Genomic DNA, 12,416 nt, shown 5'->3' with positions numbered 1-12,416 from the left:
CGGGACCGTGACGCGATGTGCTGCCCGTCACACCAGCGAGGGCGGCGCTCGCCGAGGTAACGAGACGGGCCCGACCGCGAGTCCTTCCCCGAACGATCACGTCCACAAGGGAGCGCGCCGGTGGCAGGACTCTCACGCCGGGGCTTCCTCGCCTCCGTCGCCGCGCTCTCCGCGGCCTGGCAGCTCGACCCCCTCGAGCTCGGGCAGGCCCTCGCCCAGCAGGCCACCCCGTCCACCGCACTGTCCACACTGCACCAGACGATCCTGCAGGGCCCGGTGGCGCAGGGGCGGTACCGCACCCTCGTCGCGGGGCCCGGCGAGCCCTACCTCCCCCGGCTCGACGTCCTGCGCCGGGCGCCGGACGCGGACCGGGCCCGGGCCCGCCGGTCGCTGCTCTACCTCGGCCACCTCTCCGACATGCACGTCATCGACGCCCAGTCGCCCGGCCGGATCGAACCGATGATCGTGCAGGACCACTCGGCCTGGGCCTCGGCCTTCCATCCCCAGGACCCGCTGACGGTGCACGTGCTGGCCGCGATGACCCAGGCCCTGACCGACCTGCGGTTCAGCCCGCTGACCGGCGCGCCGATGGGGGCCGCGATGGTCACCGGGGACAGCGCGGACATGCACTCCCACCACGAGCTGCGCTGGTACATCGACGTGCTCGACGGTCGCCCGGTCACCCCGGACAGCGGCAGGCCCGGGGTGTACGAGGGCCTGCAGGCCTGGTCGGACGCGGTGTGGGCGTACCGCCCCGAGGACCCGGCGGGCGGCGGGTTCGGCGACTACGGCTTCCCGCGGATGCCCGGCCTGCTCGACCGCGCGATCGCGGGCCCGGTCCAGCCCGTCGGGCTGCCCGCGCCCTGGTACGCGGTCTACGGCAACCACGACACCCTGCTGCTGGGCACGTTCGGGATCAGTCCGCAGTTCCGCACGATGGCGACCGGGGACCGCAAGGCGCTGGCGTGGGAGGCGCTCGCGGCGGACGTCCTCGGCGGGTACGCGGCCACCGCGAGCCCGCTCCAACGCCTGGTCGGCGCCCTCGACCAGCGGTTCGGTCTCACCCCGGGCTTCCGCACGGTCACGGCCGATTCCCGACGGCGGATCTTCGAGCAGCAGGAGTTCATGGCGGCCCACTTCGACACGGCATCGAACCCCGGCCCGGTCGGGCACGGGTTCACCCGCGCCAACCTGGACTCGGGCGAGACGTGGTGGAGCGCGGACGTCACCCCGCAGGTCCGGGTGTTCGGGCTGGACACCTGCAACCAGGTCGCCGGGCCGGACGGCGCGGTCCCGGACACCCAGTTCCGCTGGCTGCGCGCGCAGCTGGAGCAGACGACGGACCGGCTGGTCCTCGTCCTCAGCCACCACAACTCGCTGACCCTGGAGAACCGGGCGCTGCGGCCGGGTGCGACCGAGGTGCTGCACGGCGCCGAGGAGTTCGTGGACCTGCTGCTCGACTTCCCGAACGTCGTCGCCTGGCTGAACGGGCACACCCACCTCAACCAGATCCTCGCCCACACCCGTGGCGACCGGGGCTTCTGGGAGATCACCACGGCGTCCTGCATCGACTTCCCGCAGCAACAGCAGGTCGTGGAGCTGGTGGACAACCGGGACGGCACGATGTCGATCTTCACGACGGTCGTCGACCACGCCTCCCCGCTGGCCGCGGGCCCCGGTGGCAGCCTCGCCGACCTCGCGGGCACCAGCCGCGAACTCGCCGCCAACGACTGGATCGAGGACCCGTTCATGCGCCGCGGCTCCCCACTCGACCGCAACACCGAGCTCCTCCTGCCCGCCCCCTTCGACCTCGCCACCATCACCGACGCGGCGCTGGAGGCCCAGGCCAACACCGACCTCGCCCGGATGGTGGCCCGGTGACCCCGAGCAGCGGCCTGCGGCCGCCCGTGCGTGGAAAGTGGTGCCAGAGCACCACTTTCCACGCACGACCCCTGGTGGTCCTGGTCGCGCTGGTCACGGCCGGGTGCTCGCAGGTGGCCGCGGTCGCGCCCGTCGGCGGGACGCGGGAGGCACTGGTCCGGTTCGCGGGCAACGACGTGCTGGTCGCGCAGGGCGTGAGCATCCTTGCGGCGCCGGTCTGCACGGCCGACGCCGGCGCCGTGACCTGCGCCGGGACGGCCACGGACGGCACCGCGATCACCGTGTCCGCTCCGGCGGACGGTCCGATGACGGTGCGCGTCGGAGACCGCGTCCTCTACGACGGGCCGGTGCAGACGGTGATCGACGAGGCGGGGCGGCCGTCGTGAGGGTGCTGTTGGTGATCGTGGTGCACGCCGCGGTGCAGGCGCTGTTGGTCCTGGACGACCCCACGCCCGGCCAGACGACGGACTTCCTGCTCGCCGCCGTGGTGTCGGGGGCGGTGCTGGTCGCGGCGGTGTGGCTCGTCGCGGTGCTCGTGAGCGGGCCGGTGCCGCAGCGCAACGGCGGCGCGCCCGGCCGGATCGTGCTCGCCCCCGAGCGTCCCGGCGACGCGCCCGTGGTGGTGCAGCCGGAGCCCGGCGCGGTCCGGCCCTGGCGTCCGGTCGTCCTGCTGCGGGTGATCGTGCTCGGCGTGCTGGCGGTGGCCGCGAGCCTGCTGAGCCCGGTCCTCGTGCCGGTCGTCCTGGTGCTGGGTGCGCCGCTGCTCGTCGCGCGTCCGTCGGTGTACCGGCGTCCGATCGCGCTCCTGTGGACGGCGTTCGGTCTGGTCCTGGCCGCCGTGAGCTGGGTGGGAGCGCTGCTGCTCGGCTTCTTCGTCACCGGTCCGGTCGCGGCCTTCGCGACGTGGCTGTGGTTCGGGGCGGCGGCCGCGTTCCTGTTGTGGCGATGGGCGATGAGTTCTCGCGCTCCCCTCGGTCAGTATGGGCAACACTGACCCGAGAGGATCTCCCATGACCCGCATGCTGATCTCCACCGCATTCGTCTCGCTCGACGGCGTCGTCGAGGCCCCCGGCGGGGAGCCCGGCTACCGCAACTCCGGCTGGACCGCCGACGGCATCGAGTTCGATCCGGCCGCCTACGAGCTCAAGGGCACCGAGCAGGCCGAGGCGTCCGCGATGCTGATCGGCCGCCTCAGCTACGAGGCCTTCGCCCCGGTGTGGCCGGGCATGACCGAGGTGTTCCCGCAGTACAACGCCATGCCGAAGTACGTCGTGTCGACCACGCTCAAGGAGGAGGACCTCGTCGACAACTGGGGCGAGATCACCATCCTGCGCTCCCTCGACGAGGTGGCCGCGCTGAAGGAGACCGACGGCGGCCCGATCAGCATGCACGGCAGCGCCACCCTCAACCGCGCCCTCTCCGACGCGGGCCTGATCGACCGCTACCACCTGCTCGTCTTCCCGGTCCTGCTCGGCGCGGGCAAGCGCCTGTTCAGCCAGACCGACAAGGACAAGCAGCCGCTGCGGCTGGTGGAGAGCCAGGCCTACGGCAACGGCATCCAGAAGCAGGTGTTCGACGTCGTCCGCTAGCGGGCGTCCACGACGTAGGCGGCCATCGCGCCGCTGACCTCGCCCTCGCCGAGCTCGGCGGTCATCACCCCGGCGACGACGTCCACGGCCTCCTCCAGCTCCCCGCGCTCGAGGATCTGTCGGCGCAGCGGGGTCCCGAGGCAGAAGCCGCGGGCGACGGTCGCGGCGGACGGGGCGGTGCCGGTGAGCACCACCCGTTCCACCGCGACGTCCGCGAAGCCCGCCTCGGCCAGGTCCTTGCGGACCTGGTCGGGGTCGGTGTAGCCGTGCGGGACGGCGCTCACGAACCGCGGCGGGTCGGCCGGGAAGGCTGCGTCCAGCCCGTGGACCAGCGCGGCGGCGAAGGCGTGGCTGTCGACGGCGTCCCAGGTGGTGAACAGGAATCGGCCGCCCGCCCGGCGGGCCGCGGCGTAGGCCGCCGGACGCCGGGGGAAGAACATCACCCCGAAACTGCAGACGACCAGGTCGAACTCCTCGTCGGGCAGCGCCGTGGCGTCCGCCTGCGCCCAGCGCGCCCGCGGCTCGCGCTGCGCCCCGAGCGCGACCATGGCGGGGTTGAGGTCGGTCGCGACCACCTCGCACCCGGCGTCGAGCAGCGCGCGGGTGACCACCCCGGTGCCCGCCGCCACCTCCAGCACGCGCCGCGCCCCACCCGTCCGGCCGGCGAGCTCCGCGGCGAACGGGGCGAAGACCGCCGCCTCCAGACCGGCGGCGTAGGCCGCGGGCATGGTGTCCGCCCAGCGGCGGTCGCGCTCGTCCGGCATGGCGGCGGAAGGTACTCCGCCGGGCGACATGATCGCCATGGGTTCGATCCCCCCGCAGGAGGGCCGATGCGAGGGCGTGTCTCCCGATCCGCCACCACCGGATCGGGAGACACATGCTAGTCCGGCCGCACCGGAACCCGCCCCGGCTCGAACACCATGATCGCGTCGTCGAAGCCCGCGTCGGCGTAGACCTCGAGATCGGCGGCATCGGACACGGCGGTCACGACGGCGCGCCCGCCGCCCGCGGCGCGGAAGCGGGCCAGGGCTTCGACGATCTGGGCCGGGGAGGTGCGGTGGGCGGAGGCGATCCAGCCGTCGTAGCGCCGCGCGGCCTTCTCCACGTTCCTGCCCCACGAGCCGAGCAGCAGCGGCACGCCGAGCGCCCGCAGGTCGTCCACCTGCGCGTCGAGGGTGCGGAACCGCGCGGCGAAGTCCTTGCCCAGCAAGGCGTGGTCGGCCTCCGTCGAACCCGGGCTGACCCCCAGGGTCAGCCGCTCCCCCGCCACCGCCTGCAACGAGCGGATCTTGTGGGCGAGCTCGGCGGGATGGTGCAGGGGGACCTGGAGGGTCGCCGTACCGACCTCGACCCCCGGCACCGCGACCGCTGCGGCGGCCAGGGCGACGAAGGGGTCGGGCACGAAGCCGGCCCGCCCGATGATCTGCGGGATCCACAGGCTCTCGAAGCCGGCGTCGACCAGCAGGCGTGCCCGGTCGACCACGGGGAAGGGCGCGCCGGGGCCCAGGTGGGCCAGGTAGGCGCCGACCCTCATCGGCGGGACGCGGCGAAGTCCGCGTACCAGCGCAACGCGTCCGGATCGTCGACCGAGGCGATGTTGGCGGCCTTCTCCAGCGCCCGCCCGGCGAGCAGCTTCTTGACGGGGACCTCCATCTTCTTGCCGCTCAACGTGTGCGGCACGGCCGGGGCCTCGACGATCTCGTCCGGGACGTGGCGCGCGGTGAGCCGGGCGCGCAGCGTCGAGACGATCGTGTCCTTCAGCGCGGAGTCCAGGGTCACCCCCGGGGCCGGGACGACGAACAGACCCAGCCAGTAGCCGTCGTCCGGCTGGTCGACGCCGACCACCAGCGACTCGCTGATCTCGGGCAGCGTCTCGAGGACGTCGTAGAAGTCCGCGGTGCCCAGCCGCACGCCCTGCCGGTTCAGCGTGGAGTCCGACCGGCCGTGGATGGTCAGGCTGCCGTCCGCGTGCAGCGTGACGAAGTCACCGTGGCGCCACACTCCGGGCCAGGTGTCGAAGTACGTCTCGGTGTACCGCGCGAAGTCCGGGTCGTTCCACAGCGAGACCGGCATCGACGGCATCGGCTGGGTGACGACGAGGTCCCCCACCTCGTCCACGACGGGCTCGCCCTCCTCGGACCAGGCCGCGCAGTCCACACCGGCCAGTCGGCCGCCGATCCGGCCCACCTGCACCGGCGCGTACTCGTTCGCTCCGACGAACGAGCCGGAGACGTCCGTGCCGCCGCTGGTGGAGTCGATCCGCACGTCCGCGCCGATGTTGTCCCTGATCCAGTGGTAGCCCGCCGCGGGCAGGGCCGAGCCGCTGACCATCACGTGGCGCAACCGGCCGAAGTCCAGGCCGGGCTCGGTGGTGGAGGCCGTCACCACCGCCGCGCCCAGCAGCATCACGTCCGTGCCGGTGCGGGCGGCCGTCTCCCAGACGGCGCTGCCCCGCGGGCTGCCCTCGTACAGCACGATGCTCGCGCCGTGCAGCAGCGCGCCGAGCTGCATGTTCCACAGCGCCCAGCCGGTCGAGGTGAACGCGAACATCCGCTCACCCTCGCGGAGCCCCGCGTAGAGACCCGCCCACAGGTGACCTTGGAGCGCGATCCCGCCGTGGCCGTGCACGAGGCCCTTGGGGAGGCCGGTGGTGCCGGAGGTGAAGAGCACCCAGAGCGGGTGCGAGAACTCGACCTGGGCGAACTCCGGCGCCGCGTCCCCGGAGACGACATCCGCCCACGCCACGGAGTCGGGCGGGGCAGGGCGCACGAACGCGTACGGGACGTGCACGAACGCCCGCACCGTCGGCAGCCGGTCCCGCAGCGTCGCGACGACGTCCGCCCGGTCGACCACGCGGCCGTTCCAGTGGTAGCCGTCCGCCGCGATGAGCACGGTCGGCTCCAGCTGCGCGAGCCGGCCGATGGTGCCCTCGGCGCCGAAGTCCGGGGGGCAGCAGGACCACACCGCCCCGACGGCCGCGGTCGCGAGCAGGCCGATCACCGCGTGTTCGGTGTTCGGCAGGTAGGCGCAGACCCGGTCCCCCGGCCGCACCCCCACTGCGCGCAGCCAGGCCGCGAGGGCCGCGACCGACCGCCGCAGCGCGGCCCAGGTGACGTCTCGCGGCGGCGCGCCGCCCTCCCGCACGCACAGCAGCGCGACGTCGGTGTCCGCACCCCGGCGCAGGGCCTGCTCGGCCCAGTTCAGCCGCGCCCCGGTGAACCACCGGGTGCGCGGCATCGGGTCCGGGGTGCGGACCTCCGACCAGGGAGCGGAGAACCCGACGCCGTAGTAGTCCACGATGGACGTCCAGAAGCGGTCGAGGTCGGCGACCGACCAGGCCCACAGCGCGTCGTGGTCTGCGAACGGCCGCCCTTCGCGCTCCGCGAGCCAGTCCAGGTACTCGCGCAGTGCGGACCCCTCGATCCGGGCCGCCGTCGGGCGCCAGAGCGTCATCCCACTCCTGTTCGTGGTCGTGAGTGGTAAGTGGTGCCAGAGCACCACTTACCACGCACGGGCGGCGGAGCCGCAGGTCAGACGAGCGAGGCCGTGAGCCCGCCGTCGAGCACGTAGGCGCTGCCCGTGACCCAGGAGGCGCGGTCGGAGGCCAGGAACGCCGCCACCTCGGCGATGTCCTGCGGCGTGCCCAGCCTGCCCTGCTTCTGCGCGACCAGGTCGCCGAAGGGCACCTGGGTGGCCGCCTCGAAGTCCGGGACGAGCCGCTCGACCATCGCCGTGTCCGCGAAGCCGGGGCACACGGCGTTGAACCGCACGCCCGTCGGCCGCATCTCGACGGCCGCGACCCGGGTCATCTGGATCAGCGCGGCCTTCGAGGCGCAGTACGAGCCCAGCAGCGGGCTGCCGCCGATACCCGCGATCGACGCGATGTTGACGACGTTGCCCTTCGACTCGATCAGGTGACCGATCGCGGCCTTCATCGCGACGAACGGCCCGCGCACGTTGACGGCGTGGATCCGCTCGAAGCTCTCCGTGGACTGCTGCAGCAGCGGCGAGGAGATCTCGATGCCCGCGTTGTTGACGAGCACGTCCAGCCCGCCGAGCAGCCCCACCGCCTCGGCCACCGCGTTCTGAACCTGCGCCTCGTCCGTCACGTCGCAGTTCGCGACGCCCACGGCGCCGATCTCGTCCGCCGTCGCCTTGGCCGTGTCCGCGTTGATGTCGCTGACCACGACGCGCGCACCGCGCTCGGTGAACAGCGTCGCGATGGCCTTGCCGATCCCCGCCCCGGAACCGGTGACGAAGACCCTCTTACCGTCGAGCTCTGCCATGTCAGGAGGCCTCCACCTTCGGCATGATGTCGTTCTTGATCCGCTTGAGGTCGTCCAGCGTCTTGGAGACGGGGACGTCGGCGAACGGCGGCCAGAACATGGGCATCGTCGTGCCGGCCTCCTTGTACGCCTTGAGCTTGTCGGTGATCTGGCGCTCGCTGCCCGCCAGCAGGTTGGTGACCTTGCCCGCGGGCGAGTCGTCCAGGTCGACGTCCGTGATGACCGTCCAGATCATGCTGCTGATCTCGAGGTCGCCGATCTTGCGCTGGCTGCCGATCGCCTCGAGCTCACGCTCGATCCCGCCGCGCCAGGTGGCGATGTCCTCCGGGGAGTCCTGGATCCCGATCCAGCCCTTGAGGTCGTACTTGCTGACCCGCTTGGCGGCCCGGGCCGGGTCCTTGAGCCCCGAGAAGAAGATCGGCAGCGGGTCCTGCAGCGGCTTGATGCCGAAGCCGCAGCTCTCGAAGTCCGCGAACTCCCCGTGGTAGGAGAAGACCTCGTTGTTCCAGATGCCCTGCATCACCTCGATCGTCTCGCGCACGTGCTTGTGCCGCTTCGGGAAGATGTGCGCGGCGCTCGCGGCGGCGAACTCCTCGGGCATCCAGCCGGACCCGACGCCGACGTTCAGCCGCCCCTGCGAGAGGTGGTCGATCGTGGCGAGCTCGGTGGCCAGCACGCCCGGCGCGCGGTAGGGCGTGTCGATGATGCTCATGCCGATCCGCACCTTGCTGGTCTTCGCGGCGAGCCACGGGATCAGCGGGTAGCCCTGGAACCACTCGCCGCGCGAGGACACGGGGAGCGCCTTGGGCAGCCCCTCCATCATCCCGAAGGAGTACTCCATCTCCATCCGGTCCGACGACTCCGGGACGACGATCCGGTCGAGCGTCCAGACGGAGTCGAACTCGAGCTCCTCGGCGAGGGCGGTGAGCTCCTCGAGCTCTTGCAACGTCACCTTGTCGCGGAAGTTCGGCAGGTAGAGGGCGAGTTTCATGCGGTGGCCTCCTTGGCCAGCTCGGAGCGGATCTCTGTCTTGAGGACCTTGCCGATGGTGGAACGGGGGAGATCGGCCCAGATCTCGATCTGTTTGGGCGCCTTGACGCTTCCGATGCGGTCCTTGACGAACGCGGTCAGCTCCGCCACGTCGATGTCGGTGCCCGGCTGGGGCTGGACCACCGCGACGACCCGTTCGCCCCACTTCTCGTCGGGCAGGCCGATCACCGCGCAGTCCCGGACACCCGGGTGCGCCATCAGGGCCTGCTCGACCTCGGCGGAGTACACGTTGAACCCGCCGGTGATCACCATGTCCTTGGCCCGGTCCACGATGTAGAGGAACCCGTCGGCGTCCAGGAACCCGATGTCGCCGGTGTGGTGCCAGCCGTGTGCCGACGCCTCCGCGGTGGCCTCCGGGTTGCGGTAGTAGCCCGCCATGACCAGCGAGCCGCGCACGCAGATCTCCCCCCGCTCCCCCCGCGGCACCGGCCGGCCCTCGGGGTCGAGGATCGCGACCGTGACCAGCGGTGACGGCCGACCGGCCGACGAGAGCCGCGCCTGCGCGATCGACCCGTCGGCCAGGCGGTGCTCGGCGGGCGACATCGTGGAGATCATCATGGGCGCCTCGGACTGCCCGAAGAGCTGCGCCATGGGCCCGATGCGCTCGAGCGCCTCGGCCAGCCGGGCCGCCGACATCGGCGCCGCGCCGTACCAGAAGCACTGCAGGGACGTCAGGTCCGTGCCGTCCAACGCGGGGTGGCCGAGGATCATGTAGATCAGCGTGGGCGGCAGGAAGGTGTGGGTGACCCGGTGCCGCTCGATCAGCTCCAGGAACCGCCCGACGTCCGGCTTCGCCATGATCACGACCGCGCCGCCGCGCGCCATGATCGGGAAGCAGAGCACCCCGGCGGCGTGCGTCAACGGGGCCTGGGCGAGGTAGACCGGGCGCCCCTCGAAGGGGTAGCTCATCAGCGTGATCGCCGACATCGCCTCGAGGTTGCGGTCGGTGAGCATGACGCCCTTCGGCCGACCGGTGGTCCCCCCGGTGCCGACCAGGGCCACGACGCCGTCCGGCTGGTCCGCCTCCGCCGCCGGGTCGTCCGCGGCCGCGGCCAGCCACGCGTCGAACTCCGCACCGAGGCGGACCCGGGTCGTGAGCTTCGGGAGCGTCGGGGCGATCTCGTCGACCAGCCCGTCGAACGCCGGTTGGTGGATCAGGGCGACACAGTCGAACAGGTCCAGCAGCTCGGCGTTCTCCGCCGCCGCGTTGCGCGGGTTGATCGGGCACCACACCGCGCCCGACCGGGCGATGCCGAACACGCACGAGAACGCCGTCGGATCGTTCGCGGACAGGATCCCGACCTTGTCGCCCGGGCGTACGCCCGACCGCCGCAAAGCGCGCGCCACGGCGTGGGACAGCGCGACGACCTCGCCGTAGGACAGCGAGTCCCCGTCGAGGGTCAGACACGGCGCGCCGGGATCCAGCGAGGCGCCCTTGTCCAGATAGAAGGTCAGCGACATCGTCGTCTCTCGATCTTCGCCAGCGTGGTGATGACGGTCACGACCGTGGCCCGTTCTTGGACGATTGTCAAGATTCTCTTGGACGAATGGTCAGAAAGTGCCTATCGTCGGGGCATGCCAAGCTCCGCCGCCGCGCGGTTGCGGTCTCGTGCCGACAAGTTCGAGGACCGCCGCCGAGAGCTCGCCGACGCCGCGCTGCTGACCCTGGCCGACCTCGGCTACGCCCGCACCAGCCTGCGCACGATCGCGGACAACACCGCGTTCTCGCACGGCTTGCTGCACTACTACTTCGCCGACAAGAACGAGCTGATCACCTACTGCGTCCGGCAGTACAAGGCGGACTGCGTGCAGCGCTACGACGGGCTCGTGTCGGCGGCGGCGACGGTCGAGGAGCTGGCGGAGGCCTGCGGCCGCGGGCTCGCCGCGACCCTCGCCGAGGCACCGCTGATGCACCGGCTCTGGTACGACCTGCGCACCCAGTCGATGTTCGAGGAGTCCTTCCGGGCGGACGTCGAGGACATCGACGGCGGCCTGCAGGAGATGATCTGGCGGCTGGTCGTCGCCTACGCCGAGCTCGGCGGCCGCCGTCCCACCTGCACCCCCTCCGCCGCCTACGCGCTGTTCGACGGGCTGTTCCAGCAGGCCCTGCTCCGCCACCTCGCGGGCTCGGCCACCGCGCTCGACGAGCTGCGCGTCGGCTGCCAGGAGCTGCTCCCGAAACTCGTCGACTGAGGCTCGTCCGCCGGACCGTGGGCCGGCATGCTCGGCGACCATGCAGACCTCGGCGACCATGAAGACCTCGTCGACCGGCCCGGGCCTGGCAGTGGCCGGCAGCACCGGGGTGACCGACAGCGTGGCCGTGGCAGGCAGCGTGGGCGTCGGCGGGAGCGTCGCGGTGGCGGGCAGCGTGGCCACCGCGGGCAGCGCCGCGGTCTCCGGCAGCGTCGCGACGGCAGGCAGCGCCGGGGTCGCGGGCAGCGTCGCGACGGCGGGCGGCGTCCTCGTCCTGGCCAGCGTGCTGACCGTGCTCAGCGTGGGTCTGCTGAACTGCGTCGCCTGCGTCGGCAGCGTGTTCTGCAGGCGCTGCGTGGCGTGCGTCGGGTGCGTGGGCTGCGTCGACTGTGTGGGCTGCGTCGGTTGTGTGGGCTGCGTCGGTTGTGTGGGCTGCGTCGGCCTGCGCGGGGCGGTCGGCGTGGTCCGGGAAGCGGCCTAACCGGCGATCAGCTCGGCCGTCGCCTCCCACAGCCTGCGCTCGCGGGCGCGGTCGTGGGCGAACGGCTGCACCGGCCGCACCTCGTCCCGCAGCACGAAGGCACCGTCGCGCAGACCGGCCCACCGGTCGTCGAGAGCCACGTCGGCGAGCAGGGGCCCCGAGCGCTCCGGCGTGGAGACCCCGGGGATCCGCGCGATCGCCCGCATGACCGTGCGGAGGCCTGCGGGTGCGTCCCGGCCGAGCGCGGTGCCGGGCATCCAGCCCGGTTCGAACACCGCCACCCCGATCCCGTCGGGAAGGTGTCGCTGCAGCTCGTGGGCGTAGTAGAGGATCGCCAGCTTGGCGTTCGAGTAGGCGACCCCGGAGCTGGTCAGACCCGGGCGGGCGAGCTCGACCGGGTCCGCCCACTCGGCGGCGGGCACGTGGAGCAGCCGCCGCCAGCCGTTCTCGTAGTAGGTGTTCGAGCCGAGCAGCACGATCCGGGCGGGGGTGGCGAAGACGTCGGTCAGCCCGCCGATCAGCTGCGCGTGCGCGAGGAAGTTGACGGCGAAGGTGAGCTCGTAGCCCTCGGCGGAGGCCCGACGGGTGTCGGCCGACATCACGCCCGCGTTCCCGACGAGCGCGCGCAGCGGCCCGACCGCCCCGGACCCGATCAGGTCGCGGACGGTCGCGGCCGCCGCCCGGACGTCCGACAGGCGAGCGAGGTCGCAGCCGATCTCGTGGACGCGCGCGCCGAGCGCCCGGACCTCGCGGGCGACGGCGGTGAGGTCGGCGCCCGCGCGGCCGACCAGCAGCAGGTCGGTTCCGCGGCGGGCCAGCGCGAGCGCGGCGTGGCGGCCGAGGTTGCGGGTGGGGCCGGTCAGCAGGACGGTCATGACCCCACCCTGCGCGGATCGTCGGAGGTCAGGCAGTCGTCCGGTCGTCGTAGGACCGACA

Annotated in this window: 13 protein-coding genes; 6 read left to right on the top strand and 7 right to left on the bottom strand. The window is 72.5% G+C overall.

The genetic code is table 11. The features are described from left to right. Positions 1-120 precede the first annotated feature (120 nt). The 4 genes from L3X23_RS26950 to L3X23_RS26935 are packed head-to-tail and all read left to right on the top strand — an operon-like array spanning position 121 to position 3,470. Positions 121-1,881, top strand: a complete 1,761-nt coding sequence (locus L3X23_RS26950) for a TIGR03767 family metallophosphoesterase (RefSeq protein WP_237195567.1) — start codon at positions 121-123, stop codon at positions 1,879-1,881. Continuing rightward, positions 1,878-2,267, top strand: a complete 390-nt coding sequence (locus L3X23_RS26945) for a hypothetical protein (protein WP_237195566.1) — start codon at positions 1,878-1,880, stop codon at positions 2,265-2,267. Before L3X23_RS26950 ends, L3X23_RS26945 begins: the two co-directional genes overlap by 4 nt. After that, the gene (locus tag L3X23_RS26940) at positions 2,264-2,875 is read left to right on the top strand and encodes a hypothetical protein (protein ID WP_237195565.1); all 612 of its coding nucleotides are present in this window, start codon (positions 2,264-2,266) and stop codon (positions 2,873-2,875) included. The genes L3X23_RS26945 and L3X23_RS26940 overlap by 4 nt, the downstream gene beginning before the upstream one ends. A gap of 16 nt (positions 2,876-2,891) precedes the next feature. After that, a complete protein-coding gene (locus tag L3X23_RS26935; RefSeq protein ID WP_093083430.1) occupies positions 2,892-3,470 on the top strand; it encodes a dihydrofolate reductase family protein in 579 nt (192 codons plus the stop codon). On the opposite strand, the gene L3X23_RS26930 is transcribed toward L3X23_RS26935, so the two are convergent. The 6 genes from L3X23_RS26930 to L3X23_RS26905 form a co-directional block, all read right to left on the bottom strand. Next, complete coding sequence (locus L3X23_RS26930; protein ID WP_237195564.1) at positions 3,467-4,234, bottom strand: class I SAM-dependent methyltransferase; 768 nt, start codon at positions 4,232-4,234, stop codon at positions 3,467-3,469. The two genes, L3X23_RS26935 and L3X23_RS26930, sit on opposite strands and share 4 nt — an antisense overlap. Before the next feature lie 116 nt (positions 4,235-4,350). Next, positions 4,351-5,004 carry an LLM class flavin-dependent oxidoreductase gene (locus tag L3X23_RS26925; RefSeq protein WP_237195563.1) on the bottom strand — a complete coding sequence of 218 codons (654 nt, stop codon included), beginning with the start codon at positions 5,002-5,004 and terminating at the stop codon, positions 4,351-4,353. Continuing rightward, positions 5,001-6,923: an acetoacetate--CoA ligase gene (locus L3X23_RS26920; protein ID WP_237195562.1), complete on the bottom strand. Its 1,923-nt coding sequence runs from the start codon at positions 6,921-6,923 to the stop codon at positions 5,001-5,003. Before L3X23_RS26920 ends, L3X23_RS26925 begins: the two co-directional genes overlap by 4 nt. 77 nt (positions 6,924-7,000) lie before the next feature. After that, positions 7,001-7,756, bottom strand: a complete 756-nt coding sequence (locus L3X23_RS26915; RefSeq protein ID WP_093083450.1) for an SDR family NAD(P)-dependent oxidoreductase — start codon at positions 7,754-7,756, stop codon at positions 7,001-7,003. Between the two features lies 1 nt (position 7,757). Further along, complete coding sequence (locus tag L3X23_RS26910) at positions 7,758-8,747, bottom strand: LLM class flavin-dependent oxidoreductase (protein ID WP_237195561.1); 990 nt, start codon at positions 8,745-8,747, stop codon at positions 7,758-7,760. Continuing rightward, a complete protein-coding gene (locus L3X23_RS26905) occupies positions 8,744-10,267 on the bottom strand; it encodes a long-chain fatty acid--CoA ligase (protein ID WP_237195560.1) in 1,524 nt (507 codons plus the stop codon). Before L3X23_RS26905 ends, L3X23_RS26910 begins: the two co-directional genes overlap by 4 nt. 114 nt (positions 10,268-10,381) lie before the next feature. Between L3X23_RS26905 and L3X23_RS26900 the strand changes: the two genes are divergently transcribed. After that, positions 10,382-10,999 (top strand): TetR/AcrR family transcriptional regulator, encoded by a 618-nt coding sequence (locus tag L3X23_RS26900; protein WP_237195559.1) that lies wholly within the window; start codon positions 10,382-10,384, stop codon positions 10,997-10,999. 40 nt (positions 11,000-11,039) lie between these two features. After that, positions 11,040-11,480 carry a hypothetical protein gene (locus L3X23_RS26895; protein WP_237195558.1) on the top strand — a complete coding sequence of 147 codons (441 nt, stop codon included), beginning with the start codon at positions 11,040-11,042 and terminating at the stop codon, positions 11,478-11,480. Here L3X23_RS26895 and L3X23_RS26890 read toward each other — a convergent pair. Next, complete coding sequence (locus L3X23_RS26890) at positions 11,477-12,355, bottom strand: SDR family NAD(P)-dependent oxidoreductase (RefSeq protein ID WP_237195557.1); 879 nt, start codon at positions 12,353-12,355, stop codon at positions 11,477-11,479. The two genes, L3X23_RS26895 and L3X23_RS26890, sit on opposite strands and share 4 nt — an antisense overlap. Between the last annotated feature and the right edge of the window lie 61 nt (positions 12,356-12,416).

It is taken from the genome of Pseudonocardia sp. WMMC193 (assembly GCF_021728735.1).
In the GTDB taxonomy this organism is placed as follows: domain Bacteria; phylum Actinomycetota; class Actinomycetes; order Mycobacteriales; family Pseudonocardiaceae; genus Pseudonocardia; species Pseudonocardia oroxyli.
Note: the sequence above shows the minus strand (reverse complement) of the source record. Positions and strands in the feature narration are given on the sequence as shown.